General features: G+C 69.6%; 12 protein-coding genes and 2 pseudogenes. 5 read left to right on the forward strand and 9 right to left on the reverse strand.

Annotation, left to right across the window (positions count from 1 at the left end; translation table 11 throughout):
* Window positions 1-671 precede the first annotated feature (671 nt).
* Complete coding sequence (locus ACSHWO_RS23435) at window positions 672-1,076, reverse strand: HEPN domain-containing protein (RefSeq protein ID WP_438314541.1); 405 nt, start codon at window positions 1,074-1,076, stop codon at window positions 672-674.
* A 67-nt stretch (window positions 1,077-1,143) separates the two neighbouring features.
* Window positions 1,144-2,352: a DUF262 domain-containing protein gene (locus ACSHWO_RS23440; protein ID WP_438314544.1), complete on the reverse strand. Its 1,209-nt coding sequence runs from the start codon at window positions 2,350-2,352 to the stop codon at window positions 1,144-1,146.
* A gap of 134 nt (window positions 2,353-2,486) precedes the next feature.
* Between ACSHWO_RS23440 and ACSHWO_RS23445 the strand changes: the two genes are divergently transcribed.
* Window positions 2,487-3,698: a restriction endonuclease gene (locus ACSHWO_RS23445; protein WP_438314547.1), complete on the forward strand. Its 1,212-nt coding sequence runs from the start codon at window positions 2,487-2,489 to the stop codon at window positions 3,696-3,698.
* A gap of 454 nt (window positions 3,699-4,152) precedes the next feature.
* Here the strand turns inward: ACSHWO_RS23445 and ACSHWO_RS23450 are convergent, their stop codons facing one another.
* Entirely contained in the window at window positions 4,153-4,560 is a 408-nt protein-coding gene (locus ACSHWO_RS23450; protein WP_438314550.1) for a hypothetical protein, read from the reverse strand.
* A gap of 453 nt (window positions 4,561-5,013) precedes the next feature.
* Between ACSHWO_RS23450 and ACSHWO_RS23455 the strand changes: the two genes are divergently transcribed.
* Window positions 5,014-5,190, forward strand: a complete 177-nt coding sequence (locus ACSHWO_RS23455; RefSeq protein WP_438314553.1) for a hypothetical protein — start codon at window positions 5,014-5,016, stop codon at window positions 5,188-5,190.
* A 9-nt stretch (window positions 5,191-5,199) separates the two neighbouring features.
* Here ACSHWO_RS23455 and ACSHWO_RS23460 read toward each other — a convergent pair.
* Together ACSHWO_RS23460 and ACSHWO_RS23465 are read right to left on the reverse strand one after the other, a co-directional pair.
* A pseudogene (locus ACSHWO_RS23460) lies at window positions 5,200-6,475 on the reverse strand (MFS transporter).
* A gap of 135 nt (window positions 6,476-6,610) precedes the next feature.
* Window positions 6,611-8,015 (reverse strand): annotated as a pseudogene (locus ACSHWO_RS23465) (glycoside hydrolase family 15 protein).
* 154 nt (window positions 8,016-8,169) lie between these two features.
* On the opposite strand from ACSHWO_RS23465, the gene ACSHWO_RS23470 reads away from it, so the two are divergent.
* The gene (locus ACSHWO_RS23470; protein ID WP_438314556.1) at window positions 8,170-8,865 is read left to right on the forward strand and encodes a TRADD-N-associated membrane domain-containing protein; all 696 of its coding nucleotides are present in this window, start codon (window positions 8,170-8,172) and stop codon (window positions 8,863-8,865) included.
* Between the two features lie 15 nt (window positions 8,866-8,880).
* Complete coding sequence (locus ACSHWO_RS23475; RefSeq protein WP_361083597.1) at window positions 8,881-9,105, forward strand: DUF2277 domain-containing protein; 225 nt, start codon at window positions 8,881-8,883, stop codon at window positions 9,103-9,105.
* Between the two features lie 61 nt (window positions 9,106-9,166).
* Here ACSHWO_RS23475 and ACSHWO_RS23480 read toward each other — a convergent pair whose 3' ends face one another.
* The 4 genes from ACSHWO_RS23480 to ACSHWO_RS23495 all read right to left on the reverse strand — a co-directional run bounded on the left by ACSHWO_RS23480 (window position 9,167) and on the right by ACSHWO_RS23495 (window position 13,143).
* The gene (locus ACSHWO_RS23480) at window positions 9,167-9,673 is read right to left on the reverse strand and encodes a hypothetical protein (protein WP_438314559.1); all 507 of its coding nucleotides are present in this window, start codon (window positions 9,671-9,673) and stop codon (window positions 9,167-9,169) included.
* Window positions 9,674-9,845: 172 nt separating this feature from the next.
* Window positions 9,846-10,481, reverse strand: a complete 636-nt coding sequence (locus ACSHWO_RS23485) for a DedA family protein (RefSeq protein WP_438314562.1) — start codon at window positions 10,479-10,481, stop codon at window positions 9,846-9,848.
* Between the two features lie 190 nt (window positions 10,482-10,671).
* Window positions 10,672-12,360: an alkaline phosphatase D family protein gene (locus ACSHWO_RS23490; RefSeq protein WP_438314565.1), complete on the reverse strand. Its 1,689-nt coding sequence runs from the start codon at window positions 12,358-12,360 to the stop codon at window positions 10,672-10,674.
* 138 nt (window positions 12,361-12,498) lie between these two features.
* Window positions 12,499-13,143, reverse strand: a complete 645-nt coding sequence (locus tag ACSHWO_RS23495) for an HNH endonuclease family protein (protein ID WP_438319253.1) — start codon at window positions 13,141-13,143, stop codon at window positions 12,499-12,501.
* A 540-nt stretch (window positions 13,144-13,683) separates the two neighbouring features.
* Here ACSHWO_RS23495 and ACSHWO_RS23500 point away from each other — a divergent pair.
* The gene (locus ACSHWO_RS23500) at window positions 13,684-14,277 is read left to right on the forward strand and encodes a TMEM165/GDT1 family protein (protein ID WP_438314568.1); all 594 of its coding nucleotides are present in this window, start codon (window positions 13,684-13,686) and stop codon (window positions 14,275-14,277) included.
* The last annotated feature ends 4 nt before the right edge of the window (window positions 14,278-14,281 follow it).

The following is a 14,281-nucleotide window of genomic DNA, read 5'->3' on the forward strand; positions in this document are numbered from 1 at the left end:
GGAATCTCTCTCGCTTCCGGGATGCCCGTCCCGATGGCAGGCTCGGACGGGCTGTAGGCGGAGCCCCGAGAAGGGGCCTTAAGGGGAGGGGCCTGGCCAACCTTTGGCCAGGTTGGGCGCCGCGTGCGCGTCTGAGGCGTTAAAGCCGCTGGTCAGGCGCCGAGTGCGTAGGCTTCGCGGTCTTGAAAGCCGTTGCGCGATAAGAGCTTCTCTACCTCATCAAGGGCGCTTCCGCCGCCCAAGGCGGCGTCGCGCGCCCGTCGCCCCGGGTCTGCTCTCCTGTCTACGCCTCCTCCAGCCCGGGCTTGATGAGCGAACCCGGGCTGTTCTGTCGGCTGACTGTCAGAACGGATGCCTCCGGCGGGGGCGCTCCGGCTCCGGGATGCCCGGGGCCAGTCGTGCGGTCGCCGGCCGGTTCGTGGTTCGGGTGGGGAACTGTCATCCCGTCTGTCGTCGACCCAGGCAGCCATAGCAAACCAGGCTTCTGGGGCCCAGGTCGTTCGTCCAGTAGGGCGCTCCGCCTGGGCCCCAGAAGCCTGCCCCGCTATCACTCCGTGTGGGTCGACGGCAGACGGGATGACAGCAGGGGCATTGCGGCTAGGGCTATCGCGCCCCCACCGAGCAAAAGAAAGGGTCGGTCACACTCAGGCCCTGCAGGCACCGCGGAATAGTCACGCCAGCATGCGTGAAACCACCCAGGAATGGAGGTCATCCACGAGCTGCTTGTATGTAGCCACGTTCATTTGGCCACCTCGATAACTCTGCCCGTGCGCGACCTTATTCCGCACCGCAAGCAGATTTCCCAAAGAGTTCCGGCGCTCTTGCGAATCCAGGAAATCTATTATGTCCGACTTCCAGGCATCCCCGAACCTCCCCACCAGCTTCTCCAGTGCCTCCGGTGTCAGATTGGGCGCCTTGCTGAATGAGGACAGAGCAAAGCTCCGGGCCGCACCACCCGTGGTGCTGGAAATGTAACCGCATACGGCCTCGAACATCAACTGTTCCAAGTATCCGGACAGGCGTATGCACATGTACTTGTGCAAGTCCTCTTGCAGCGGAATGTCGACTGCCGTCAAGCCCTCTCTGTAACGCCGATAAGACGAATCCAAGTCGGATTTCATCGCAAGTACGGCGACCCGAGCACTACTCTTGTTCGTCGGCAAGCGATTCCCCCCGGAACGCCTTGGTGGCGAGGCTGATGCGCGCACTTACCTGACCACTGTGAGAGGTACTCTCCGACACCGCATACTTGTATCGGTCATTCTTGAGAAGGGCAGTGAGGGCAGCTTCAACGTCCTGGGGTCCGATCTTGCTTCCGTCATCGAGGGCGGTCATCAATCCGACCAGCACAGCGTCAGCGTGCGCAGCGTTCACCTGTGTGCCTCGGATCCTCAGCGCCTCCCGCCCGCGCGCCTGGTTAAGCAGGCGCGCTGCCTCGGTGAATCGGTTCCGAATTCCCTCCGCATCCGGAGGGAGTTGGTCCTGGTTTACCTCAAGGTAATCGTTCAGGAAGCGAGCCATCGGCGGACGGAAGACCTGGATGCCGCGCGCCGTGGGCATCAGCGAGATGGATCGCAGGATCAGCTCGTGATCCTTCAAATCCCGATTGTGAGGGCCGAAAAGCGCCCTCCAGTTCGGATCCTGATTAAGGTCGCGCACGAAATTTACCGTCTCGCCCGCATACAGGGCGACTCGGATCTGCTGAGGCTTGAGGTTCGTGCCGCCGCTATTGATCCTCTCGAAGAGAGAGTAAACGGCCCGCTTTCCCTCTGCGCCCTTCGGCACGACGATGGTCGCCTGAATGAAGGTGTTATCAAAGAGCCGTTGCGCAGTCGGCTCCAGGTTCGCGTAGGTATGACCCTTGAAGTCGTTACCCACGTACCGGAGCGCGAATTTACTCAGCCCCCGCGCGGACCGGTATTGGCCCCGCTTGAACGCTTGCAGCGTCGTAAGCCGCTGCTGCCCATCGAGTACGAGGTACCGCCGGTCGGCCAGTTCAACCAGGAAGATCCCCGGAACGGGATAGCCGAGCAGGATGGACTCAATGAAGCGATCCATCTGCTTTTTCTTCCAGACTAGCCCCCTCTGGAACCCCTCAAACCCCGCGATGTCGTCCTCGGCCAAAGGCTCGAAGGTGGGGATTATGAAGGTTCCGTTGTTGAGGCGTTTCACCAGCCCGTCGACATCAAAATCTGCCCCGAAATAGCGCAGAGCATCGTCTGCCCGAACCGGCTCACTGTCGATATCGTCGCCCTCAGGGTCCAAGACGTCCGAGTCAGCTGCGACAAGGCTCTCCTCCGGGTCCTCGAAGGCGAGGGGAACTTCAGCAGCCAGGTTCTGATCATCAGTCATGGCGCAACCTTAGTAGTCACGAGGCCGCTGCGAGGGATAGTTCGTGCAGCCCACTCGGGCAGGGGTCCTACAGGACAGCCTTGAAGGGCCTCCGGGTGCATGGGTGTCAGCGCCGGGTGCTAGACCTTGGAGGCATGACCCTTCCTCCAGCCACTGAGCCGCACGTCGCATTCGCAGACCTTGCCTCTGCTGATCTTGTGGTGGACAAGCTCTACCTCGGCGGGACGAGAGGCAACACAGGGGATGACCCGATGTCCAAGCTGATAAGAGGAGTGGGTAATCAAGGCGGGTTCCGCTGCGTCGGCTCTCCAGCCAAGGGCACAGTGCGTCTAGCAGTGCTGTACACGAGCGGCGGGGAGGTGAACTGGCCCGACCACCTCGACGAGCAGACCGGCACCTTCACCTACTACGGCGACAACCGGACTCCAGGCCGCGCGCTCCACGACACCCCTAGGGCCGGGAACATCCTGCTCAGGGACGCATTTGCGGCATCTCACCGCAGTGCGGCAGAGCGAACTGTTGGTGTACCGCCGTTCTTCCTGTTCGAGAAGGCAGGGGCTTCCGGCCGATCTGTGAGGTTCCGCGGACTGCTTGCTCCCGGCGGCCCAAACATGACGTCCGACGATGAGCTGACCGCCATCTGGCGTGCCACCGCCGGCCAGAGGTTCCAGAACTACAGGTCACTCTTCACCGTGCTCGACCAAGACCGGATTCCGCGCAACTGGATCGAGCATCTCCTTGCAGGAGGCGACCCTCTCGGCGGCAACTGCCCTGGCGTCTGGCGGACTTGGATTGAGAGCCGCGTGTACCGCCCGCTGCTCGCGCCCTCCACTACCGTCATCCGCTCCAAGACAGACCAGTTGCCGGAAGACACCGACGGCAGGGCCATGCTGGCGGAGATCCGGGAGTACTTCCGGGGCCGTGAGCACGACTTCGAGGCATGTGCGGTGGCGATCTGGCGGCTGATCGCGCCGAGCACGGGGGCTGTTGACATCACCAGGCCGAGCCGTGACGGAGGGCGGGACGCCGTCGGAACCTACGTCCTGGGACCAGTGGCCAACCGCATTGCAATCGACTTCGCCCTTGAGGCCAAGTGCTATGCAGCGGACAACTCGGTTGGGGTACGCGAGGTCTCGCGGCTGATCTCCAGGCTTCGGCACCGGAACTTCGGCGTGCTGGTCACTACCTCGTTCTTTAATAAGCAGGTGCAGGACGAAGTACACGAGGACGGCCATCCGATCGCGCTGGTCTGCGGCAGGGACATCGTCGATGTGCTCCGGCAACACGGTAGGACGACCGTGGACTCGGTGCGGCAGTGGCTCAAGCTGAGCTTTCCCCAGCCGTAGCCAGCAGAGCACGCGGCCCATTCGTGGACTGGTGGGGGCGTCCGCGAAGTCGGCAGGCCCCCGACCTGCCGAACACCTGGGACGCACGGGGCCTCCAGAGCCGTGCGTAGGGCGGCATGCGAAGCACCTGGCAGTCGCGCATGACGGCAGCCGCTGACGGCAACGTCGACGTACATCAACGGATCCGCGCTGACGGTAAGGCCGCTCCCTCCGCAGCGACTGGGGAAGATCCGCGGTCAGGTGTGTGGGTGGGCGAGCTTACAAAGCAGATGTCGGCGGTTCGAAACCGTCCGCGCCCACCGTGCCTCAACGGGCATTTTCCGTGCGAGCGGGCTTCTGGAGAGTTTTCCGGGAGCCCGTTTCGTCGTTTCCGGAGGCGGTTCGGGGGCGCTGCGGAGCCCCCGGCGGTGTGCGGGGGGCTCTGCGTGGCGTGGTGTGTGTTTTCGGGTGGGTGCTAGGCGAGGTTGACGGCTTGGGTTTCCGTGGAGCCCGCCGGCCTCGTGATCGTGATGCTCTTGTTGAAGGTGTGCGGCTGGCCGTCGGCGTCCACGCAGTTGACCGTGGCGTTGGCCTGCATTCCCTTGCCCTTCGGAATGTTCGTGAACGTGAGCGAGTAGGCCTCTTGCACGTCCTCGCCGGAGAGCTGGACCGCCTTGGCCGACCTGCCCCTGGGGGTGATAGACACCTCGGTCACCGATGCGTCCTCGAACCGCTCGCAGCTCGCGTTGCCGGCCAGCTTGACCCGCCCCGAGGCCGGATTGGCGTTCGCCGTGCCCGCCGTCGCCAGGGGGAGTGCGGCTGCCAGCGAGGCCACGACCACAGCGGAGCCGAACCTCTTCGCCTTGCTGCTGAATTCCCCCATATCAGTCTCCACTCGTCTGCTTCGGCCCGCACTGAGGTAAGGAGTCGAAAATCGTCGGACTCTGTGCTGCGGCCGCGGGCGAGCCTGCCGGCGGGGCGGCGTCCGGCCCCGCAGTGCTCGTCGGGAGGTGTCGTTTCGGCTGGCTGCAGTCCGGCGTTCGACGCCCGTCAACCGGCTTGCGGATCACGACTGCTGCTGCCGTGTGACGACAACTCGACCGTATCGAGCGTGCGGTTGCCTGTCCACTTTTGGGCTGGTTGTTCTAGTTGACGGGTCAAATGCGATAGGGGGCGAACTGGCATGCCGGACAGTGCAGTTTGCTCCGTCCTGACGGTTCGTCGGTGCTGGGCCGTGCCGTGCGACCCGTGCGCTTCGGGGTGCCCGGCATGCGCCCCTTTCCCGTCGCTGGAAGGGGGCGCCAGCCTGGTGGGGGTCTACTCGGGAGGGGGCGGGATGACGCAGCCGCGGTGTGGGGCCGTCACGCAGAGTGGCGGGCGGTGCCGGAACAAGGCGATCGTCGGGAGCGGGCAGTGTGCCAAGCACCAGGGGGCCTGGACCGCGTACGGGGCGGCGCAGCGGAAGAAGAAGGAAGCCGAGGACAAGATGCGCAGGCTGCGGAAGAGGAAGTGAGTCCCGCCCTCAGCGGGGGGTTCTCGGGAGGAGGGTGGCGGCCGTCAGGCCGGCCAGGCCGATCACGGCCAGGGTGATCATGGCGGCGGCGTAGGCGCTGCTGGTGAGGCCCGAGACCAGGATCGTGCCGGCGACCGCCGTGCCGAGGGACGAGCCGAGGTTCGACACGCTGCGGGAGAGGCCGGAGATCTCGCCCTGCTCGTCTTCGGGGAAGCTCGACTGGACGACGTTGACCGACGGGGTCAGCATCGCGCCGAGGCCCAGCCCGATCAGCAGCAGCCCCGGAGCCAGCGCCCAGGGGTTAGGGGTGCCGCCGGCCAGTGCGATGAGGACGACGATGCCGACGATGGTGACGCGGAAGCCGGTCATGATCAGAGTCCGCTGGGCCGCCGCTCGGCGAGGCGTTCCGCGGCCAGGGACGACACGAGCAGGCCGAGCGTGGCCGCAGTGAAGATGACGCCGGTCTGGATGGCGTCGTAGCCGCGGACGACCTGGAGGTACGCGGCGACCGTGAACGAGGTGCCCATCAGCAGCAGCCACTGCACGTTCTGCGTGACCAGACCCAGGTTGGACGTCCGGTCGTGGAACAGGCTGGTGGACAGCAGCGGCTCCTGCCCCGCCCGCTCCTTGGCGCGGATCGAGCGGAAGAAGCAGAAGAGGACGAGGGCGCCGAGCACGAGCAGGGCGATCATGAGCCAGACGTTGTTGTCGGCCGCCAGGATGCCCATGACGACGAGGACGAGGCCGACCGCCGAGAGGACCGCGCCGGTGGTGTCGAACGGGCGCGTCGGATCGGGCGGCAGGGGGTCCTCGATGCGCCGGCTGAGCGCGACGATCACGACGATGACCAGCGCCTGGAACACGAAGGCCGCCCGCCAGCTCAGTGCCGACGTGATGAGCCCGCCGATCAGCGGACCGGCGGCCGCACCGATCCCGCCCAACGCCATGATCACGCCGAAGGCGCGGGCGCGTGAGGTCAGGTCCGTGAAGATCAGCGTCGTCAGGATTACACGGGCGGGATGAGCAGGGCCGTCCCGACGCCCTCCAGGATCGAATTGCCGAGGATCAGCACGCCCAGCCCGGGCGCGGCCGCGCTGAGCAGGGCGCCGATGCCGTAGATGACGAGACCGGCGAGGAGGCAGCGCTTGCGGCCGTAGCGGTCGGTCAGCTTCCCGCCGGGAATCATCAGCGCCGCCATCACCAGCAGGAAGATCGTGATCGCGTTCTGCACGCCCTGCACGGTCGTGTCGAGGTCCTCGCTGATGTCGTTGATCATCACGTTCATGTCGGAGCCGGCGAAGCTGCAGATGAACTGGGCGAGGGCGAGCGGGGCGAGGACCCGGCGCTGCTCCTTCGACGGCTTGCTCGAACTGCGCTTATCGGACACCGGTGTTGCCTCCGAGCCTGGGACCGGAAGGGGTCACGGCCGGCCGGCGCGCGGCCCCCGCGCCTCGGCCGCATCGAGCTGCTCGTCGAGCGGCAGGGCCGCCGCGATCAACGCGAGATGGGTGAACGCCTGCGGGAAGTCCCCCAGTTGCTCGCCGGAAGGCCCGATCTCCTCGGCGAAGAGACCGACGTGGTTGGCGTACGTGAGCATCTTGTCGAAGGCGTACCGGGCCTGCTGCAGCCGGCCCGAACGGGCCAGGGCTTCCACGTACAGGAAGCTGCACAGGTTGAACGTGCCTTCGGAGCCGCGCAGGCCGTCTGGCGGGGCCGCGGGGTCGTACCGGTACACCAGGCTGTCGTTGACCAGCTCGCGGTCCATGGCGTCGACGGTGCTCAGCCAGGCCGGATCCCGGGGCGACAGGAAACCGACCCGCGGCATCAGCAGCAGTGAGGCGTCCAACACGTCCGTGTCCTACTGCTGAACGAACGCCTGCCGCTCGTCGTTCCAACCACGATCCACGATCTGCTGGAAGACGCGGTCACGGACCTCCGCCCAGCGGTCCGTGTCCGCGGGACGGGAGTGCACGGTGGCCATCCGGATGCCGCGGTCGAACGCGACCCACGTCATCAGCCGGCTGTACGTGAAGTCCTTCTGCCCGCCCCGGGTCTCCCAGATCCCCTCGTCGGGCCGGTCCCAGTTGTCGGCCAGCCAGTCGAGGATGGCGGCGACCGCCTTCCAACCGCGGATGGCGCCCATGTCGCGGCCCTGCGCCATGGCATCGGCGGCCTCGCCGTAGATGTCGATCTGCACCTGGTCCGCCGCCGCGTTGCCGGCCCGCACCGGGGCCGAACCCATGTAGCCCTCCAGGTGGTCGAGGGTCTCCTCCGTGAGGTGCGGGTCGCCGTCGATCCGGTACATGATCTGCAACGGGGCCCCCGAGGGGGTCCTGCCCGCCTCGAAACGCTCGCGCAACCAGTGGCGGAAGGCGTTCGCCTCCTCCTCGAAACCCAGGTTGATCAACGCCCCGCGGGGCCCGCCCGTAGTCGAAGCGGGGGCGGCAACTGAACGAGAACGGCAGGCTGCCCCGCACCACGCGGACCACCCTGACCAGGCGGTGCCGGTCGGTCGGCGTCCTGTCCGTGACCACGGGCACGAAGTCGACGACCTCGCCCACGCCGCCCGGCGCCAAGAACCGGTTGACCAGCACCGCCGTGTCGGACAGGTACAAATGCCGGACCGTCGAACCGTTCCCCTCCGGGAGGTCCACGGCCAACCGGCAGAAGCCGCCGCGGTCCGCGTCGAGAAGCGACGCGAAGACGCTGGGGGAGTCGAATCGCAGCGTGCACCACCAGCCGATCGTTCCTCCCGCGGCCACCAGGGCCGCGGTCTGGAGGTCGCCGACCATGCCGTGGTCGGCGATGGGCGGGTATCGGTTCACGGGCCACTCCTCCGCCGGTGCGGGCGCTGTGGGCCGCAGCGCCCACGGTCCCTCACAGGGTGCGCCGCACGTCAGCACGGCGCATCCCGGCGCATCCGGTCGCATCCCGGCGCAGGGGTGTCGGTGACGGGCAGGGCCGTGGGATGGTCGGGGGATGGGCGAGTGGGGTGTCGTGGGGGCGGCTCTGCTGGGGGTCGCCGGCGTGCTGGCGGTGTGGGAGAGGAGGGCGGGGGCCGGATTCGAGCAGCGGCGGGAGGCGGAGCGGGCCCGGCTCGTCGCGCAGCTCGCCGAAGCAGGGGCGGCCGCGGGCGAGGGGACGGGGGAAGGCCCGGGTGCGGGCGCCGGCTCCGCGGGGAGGGCGGCGGCCGGGGATCCGAAGTACGCCGACGTCGGAGGCATCCCGCGCGGGTACGGCCGGGACCGGCCCGAGGCCCGGGGGGACGCCGGCTTCACGGCCGTACTGGTCGAGTACTACGCGTACGGGCTGGCGCAGGCGCGCAGCAGTTTCGCCACCAGCCAGCGGTTCGCCGGAGTGGGGGCCGCGATCCTGCTGGTCGGCGTCGCGCTCGGGGTCTGGAAGGCGGAGAGCACCGGGGAGCTCTACCTCGGAATCGTCATCAGCTCGGTCGGCGTGGTCGTCACCCTCGTAGGGCAGCTGTTCCACCGGCGCGCCGACATCGCGCTGCGGCACATGGCCGACCAGACCGCCGCCCTGCGGGAGGACCGCCGGGCCGCCGCGGCCATGCAGCAGGCCGTCGGGCTGCTCGACGAGGTGGCCGACCCCGAACTGCGCGCCCGGCTGCAAGCCGGCCTGATCATGAAATTGTCCGGGGCCGAGCTGCCCCGCTAGCGGGATAGTGGGGGTATGTGCCGTTCCATCAAGACCCTGCGCCCGCCCGCCATCCCCGAGAAGGCCACCGAGGAGGAGATCCATGCCGCCGCGCTGCAGTACGTGCGCAAGGTGTCCGGCTTCCGGGCGCCCGCCGCGCACAACCAGGAGGTCTTCGACGCGGCCGTGACCGCCGTCGCCGACGCGACGCGCGACCTGCTGGACGGGCTCCGGGTGCGCGGCGCCACCACCCCTGCCTAGTGCTGTGACCGGGGCCGACGCGGCCGGCCCGGGGGCGGAAGGGGCAGGGGACAGGGGCAGGTCAGAACGTACGGGCCCGGCGGCGCAGGATCCAGATGCCGGCGCCCAGCGCACTCGCCGCGAGGGTGCCGCCGATCGCGATCTGGGCCGGGCTCACCGTGCCGATGCTGCCGCCCTGGCCGCCGCGGGCCGCACCGGGGGCGACCTGGAGGGAGACGGTGATGCGCGTCCCGCCGAAGTCACCGCACTCGAAGGTGACGGGGTGCACGCCCGTGGAGGCACCGCGCAGGATGGTGGCGCTCCCGGACAGGATGTCGGAGCTGCTGCCCCCCGACAGCCGCACCTCGCCGAACGCGCTCGACGCGGCCCGCGCGCTGCCGGCGCCGCAGCCCCGCAGGCCGAGCAGGACCCGGCTGCCGGGGGCGACGGTGGTCGGGGACACGTTGGCCGAGAGGTTGGGGCCGCTGACGGCGTGGGCGGCGGGGAGCGGGGCGGCAGCGGTGGCGGCGACTGCGAGCGTCGCGACCGCGAGGCTCAACAGCGGGCGGTTCGACGGCTTGGCAGGCATGGCGAGAACTCCCTCGGGCTCCTCGAAACGGCGCGGCCAGGCCACGGATGTGACGCGGATTCGGTTGCGCACCGTGCTGTGGACGTTAGGAGCCCGAGCCGCCGATGGCGATCGGGGCCGGGTGAACGGGTGACTCTCTGCGCCACCCGGGGGAACGGCCGGGGGCGGAACGTTACGCCGTCGGCGCCGCTGCGGGGGCCGGGCGGCGGATGACGAACGCGGCGAGGGCTCCCGCGGCGAACAGGGCGAGCACCGAGACGGCGGTGCCGAGCCAGGCCGCACCGAGCCACTGGGTGCCGTAATAGCCGAAGGCCACGCTGTAACCGGCCCAGGCCATGCCCGCCAGAGCCGACCACGGCAGGAACTCCCGCACCTTGCGGTGCGTCTTCCCCGCGCCCAGCGACACCACCGAACGGCCGGCCGGAGCGAACCGGGCGATCACGACCAAGGCTCCACCCCCCCGGGCCAGGGCCGTACCCAGGCGCTCCTGGGCCCGCGTCAGGCGCCGGGAACGGGCGATGGCCCGCTCCAGCCGGTCGCCGCCGCGCCGGGCCAGCCGGAACGCGGCCATGTCACCCAGCACCGAAGCGGTCGTGGCGATCAGCAGGAGTGCCGCGATGTCCGGGACCTGCTCCGGCACCGGCACCGGCACCGGCCCCGCCGCCCCGGCGGCAGCCGCAGCCGCCGCCGCGGTGATCACCAGCACCCCGCTCGGCAGCACCGGAAGGAACACGTCGAGCACCACGGACAACGCCACCACGGCGTAGATCCATGGGCTCGCGGTCAGCGACCCCAGACTCTCCCACAAGACGAGACCCCCCGGTCCGGTTGACGTGCCTCGGCACGAGGCGCCGCGACGTCGCGCGGAAGCGGCAGGGGCGGCTTGACAGCCACACAGCGTACGCCCGGCAGCGCCGCCCCGGACGGCCGGGGGCGCCCCCGCCGCGCCGCGCGTCAGCCGCAGGGGCCCGTCGGCCCGCGTCCGCCCCTCCCCGCGCTCAGGGCTCCGGCGTCAGCCGGCGGTCCAGGACCGTCACCAGCCGGGCGCCCGCGCCCACCCGGCCGCCACGCCGCCGCTTTCCGCCCGTCCGGCGCGCCTGCTCCAGCCGCAGCCGCGCCACCCGCCCCGACAGCGACAGAGTCATCAGCTGGTTCCCGAACCAGGGGCCGCCCGTACGCCGCCAGCTCAGCGGAGGACGGCCCGTCCTCCCGTGCCGCGACAGACCGCGCCCCAGCCAGCGGCCGAGCCGCGACCAACCCAGCCGGAACCCCCACCGCACCACCGCCGGGATCGAGTTGTGCACCGGCGAGCACGTCAGCTGGAACAGCCGCGCCGTGCTCGGTATTCGGGGCTCGGCCACGTACGCGTGGTGCACGTCCCCCGACAGCACCGCCACCGTCGCCGGCGCCCGCGGCCCCGTCCCCACCTCCTCGATCAGATCACTGAGCGCCTTGAACGAGGCCGGGAACGCCGCCCAGTGCTCCAGATCGCTGCGCCGCCGCAGGTCCTCGCCGATCCGCGCCCAGCGGGGCCCGCGCTCACCGCGGCACAGCGCGGCGTTCCACACCTCCGCGTCATGGATCAGCGGCGGCATCAGCCACGGCAGGGAGGACCCGATCAGCAGGTGGTCGTACCCCCCGTGACCGGCCAGGGCGTTCTCCCTGAGCCACTCCTGCTCGGCCGGGTCGAGCATGGCCCGCCCGTCCTCGGCGAGCACCCGCGCCGCCCGCGTGTCCACCATCAGCAGCCGCGACCGGCCGAAGTCACGCCGGTAGCTCCAGCGCACCGAGCTCGGGTCGGCGTCCGCCGCGGCGGCGAAGGCGCGCAGCGCGTCCGTACCGTCCGCGTCCTTGCACACCTCCTGGTACAGCGCGTCGGCAGCGAGCTCGGCGGGCGAGAGATTGCCCAGGTGCTGGTACACCCAGTACGACATCAGCCCGCTGATCACCCGCTCCTGCCACCACGGCGTCGCCCGCATCTCCGCGAGCCACGCGGCGCTGGTGTTCCAGTCGTCCACCACGTCGTGGTCGTCGAATATCTGGAGGCTGGGGACGGTCGACAGGAGCCAGCGGATCTCCGGGTCCAGCCAGGACTCGTAGTAGAGACGGGTGTACTCCTCGTAGTCAGCGACCTGCGCGCCGGGCGCCTCCCGCAGGTCGCGGCGGGCCGCCAGCCACCGCCGGGTCTCCCGGGACAGCTGGTCCGCGTACACCTGGTCGCCCAGGAGCAGCAGGACGTCGGGGCGCGGATCCTGAGGGGCGGCGGCGAGCTGCGCCGCGAGGGTGTCGAGCGCATCCGGCCCGTGCGGCCCGCGCCGGTCGGCCGGAGGGGCGGCCTGCCGGCAGGATCCGAACGTGATCCGCAGGCCGGGGCCGGGGCGACCGGCATCGGCCGCGGCGGGGGTGCTGATCGTGCTCGGCGGGAAGGCACCGTCGGGCAGTGGCCAGACGCGCACCCCGTCGAGCAGCACCTCGTACGAGGTCGTGGTCCCCGGGGCCAGGCCGGTCACCGGCACCAACGCGTAGTGGTGCCCGGCTATCTGGAACGTGCGCACACGGCCGGCGGCCCCGTCGGCGCAGCGCACCTCGGCCGTGCACGGGCGGTCGGTCTCGACCCATATGGTGGCCGAAGCGCCCGTGTTCCAGTCGACGTGGCGCAGCAGCGGCCCCAGGCGCAGCGTGGCCATGGAACTCCCCCTCCTCCGTAACTTCGATCACGGTACGACGGCGAGGGGGAGCCTGGCCTCCCCCTGGTGGGGGAATTCGGGCGAGGGCCGGCAGACGGCCGGAAGCGGCTGCGCCCGCGGCCGGTCCGCAGGGGGGCCTCAGCAGCCGTTCAGGACGTTCACCAAGGCCGTCTTCTCGGCGGAGTCCATGCTCAGGCCCCAGTACTGCTTCACGTGGACCCACATGCGGGCGTAGGTGCAGCGGTAGGAGGTGGTGGACGGCAGCCACTCGGCCGGGTCCTGGTCGCCCTTGGCCTGGTTGACGACGTCGGTGACCGCGATGAGCTGCGGGCGGGTGAGGTCGTTGGCGAACTGCTGGCGCTTGGAGGTGGTCCAGGAGTTGGCGCCGGAGCGCCAGGCCTCGGCGAGCGGGACGACGTGGTCGATGTCGAGGTCGGCCGCCGCGGTCCAGGTGGCGCCGTCGTACTCGGAGTACCAGCTGCCGCTGACCGAGGCGCAGTTGGCGTCGGTGACGACGTTGCGGCCGTCCCGCTTCAAAACGGTCTCGCGGGTGTTGCAGCTGCCGGAGACGGTGCTCCAGTGCGGGAACAGGCTGCGGCTGTAGCCGCTGGTCGAGCCCTCGGCGCGCGGCGTGACGGTGGCGAGGTAGGCCCGGGCGGCCGAGGCGCTGATGGGGGTGGGCGGGGCGGCCTGTGCGACCGGGGCGTTCACGAGGGAGGTGAGGGCGGCGAGCGCAACTGTTGACGCGAGCACGCCAAGGCGACGCGCGTAGACGGTGGGTATGCGGGCCGAAAGGGCCATGGGGATGCTCCCTGGGTGCGGGGGGTGTGCGGCCGGGTGGCCCCCGGAGGGGCCCGGCCAGGGTGGCGGCGCCGGATTGCGTGACGGCGGGCGCAAGGTTACAGGGGTGCGACATGGGCACGTCACGTTTGGGTCCCCAACTTTCCCGCAACAAACGGAAGTTGAGGTTCCGAAGGTGTGGAAGGCGTGTCGGAAGGGCGCGCAAGTGACCAAAGTCCTGGTCCGGACCGCCCCGGGCTCCCGTATGCTGGTCAGAGCAGAAGGGGAGTAGCTCTTCGCCGGACCGTCGACATACTGCTGGGTCACCCAGCCGGCGCCCGGAGGCAGACTGCCGCACGTGCGGGGTCCGCCAGCGAGACCTTCGGCCGCAGTGTCCTGTCCAGGTCCACCTGCAACCGTCCGTACAGGGGCGTACGCATGTGAACACCGTCAGGGCGCCGCCGAGCCGAAGCGACCCCTGACACACCCCAGGTCTCTCGGAACCGGCGGCGCCCGCCCCGCCCCCGATCGAGGTCCCATCCCGTGTTCAGCGCGAACTTCAGCATTGCCGTCACGGCCATCGCGTTCGGCGTCGTCTTCCTCGCCGAGCTCCCCGACAAGACGGCCCTCGCCGGCCTGATGCTCGGCACCCGCTACCGCGCCTCCTACGTCTTCGCCGGCGTCGCCGCCGCCTTCGCCGTGCACGTCGCACTCGCCATCGCCGCGGGCAGCGTCCTCACCCTGCTCCCGCACCGGCTCGTCCAGGCCGTGGTCGGCGTCCTCTTCCTCGCGGGCGCGGCCATGCTGCTGCTGAAGAAGGGCGACGACGACGAGGAGGTCAAGGCGCCCGCCGACCAGTCCTTCTGGAAGGTCTCCGGGGCCGGTTTCATGCTGATCCTCGTCGCGGAGTTCGGCGACCTCACACAGATCATGACCGCCAACCTGGCCGCCCGGTACGACAACCCCGTCTCGGTCGGCATCGGCGCCGTACTCGCCCTGTGGGCGGTCGCGGGCATCGGCATCCTGGGCGGACGCACCCTGATGAAGTACGTGCCGCTGAGCCTGATCACCAAGGTCGCGGCCGCCGTCATGGCCGCCCTCGCCGCGTTCTCCCTGTACGAGGCGATCGCGGGCTGAGCTG

Origin of the sequence: Streptomyces pallidus (ex Mingjun et al. 2026) (assembly GCF_051550185.1) — a bacterium.
Taxonomy (GTDB): domain Bacteria; phylum Actinomycetota; class Actinomycetes; order Streptomycetales; family Streptomycetaceae; genus Streptomyces.

Excerpts from the sequence above, each read along its gene's own strand:
- ACSHWO_RS23440 (WP_438314544.1), bottom strand. The coding sequence starts at position 2,352 with ATGACTGATGATCAGAACCTGGCTGCTGAAGTTCCCCTCGCCTTCGAG.
- ACSHWO_RS23445 (WP_438314547.1), top strand. The coding sequence starts at position 2,487 with ATGACCCTTCCTCCAGCCACTGAGCCGCACGTCGCATTCGCAGACCTT.
- ACSHWO_RS23450 (WP_438314550.1), bottom strand. The coding sequence starts at position 4,560 with ATGGGGGAATTCAGCAGCAAGGCGAAGAGGTTCGGCTCCGCTGTGGTC.
- ACSHWO_RS23455 (WP_438314553.1), top strand. The coding sequence starts at position 5,014 with ATGACGCAGCCGCGGTGTGGGGCCGTCACGCAGAGTGGCGGGCGGTGC.
- ACSHWO_RS23470 (WP_438314556.1), top strand. The coding sequence starts at position 8,170 with ATGGGCGAGTGGGGTGTCGTGGGGGCGGCTCTGCTGGGGGTCGCCGGC.
- ACSHWO_RS23475 (WP_361083597.1), top strand. The coding sequence starts at position 8,881 with ATGTGCCGTTCCATCAAGACCCTGCGCCCGCCCGCCATCCCCGAGAAG.
- ACSHWO_RS23480 (WP_438314559.1), bottom strand. The coding sequence starts at position 9,673 with ATGCCTGCCAAGCCGTCGAACCGCCCGCTGTTGAGCCTCGCGGTCGCG.
- ACSHWO_RS23490 (WP_438314565.1), bottom strand. The coding sequence starts at position 12,360 with ATGGCCACGCTGCGCCTGGGGCCGCTGCTGCGCCACGTCGACTGGAAC.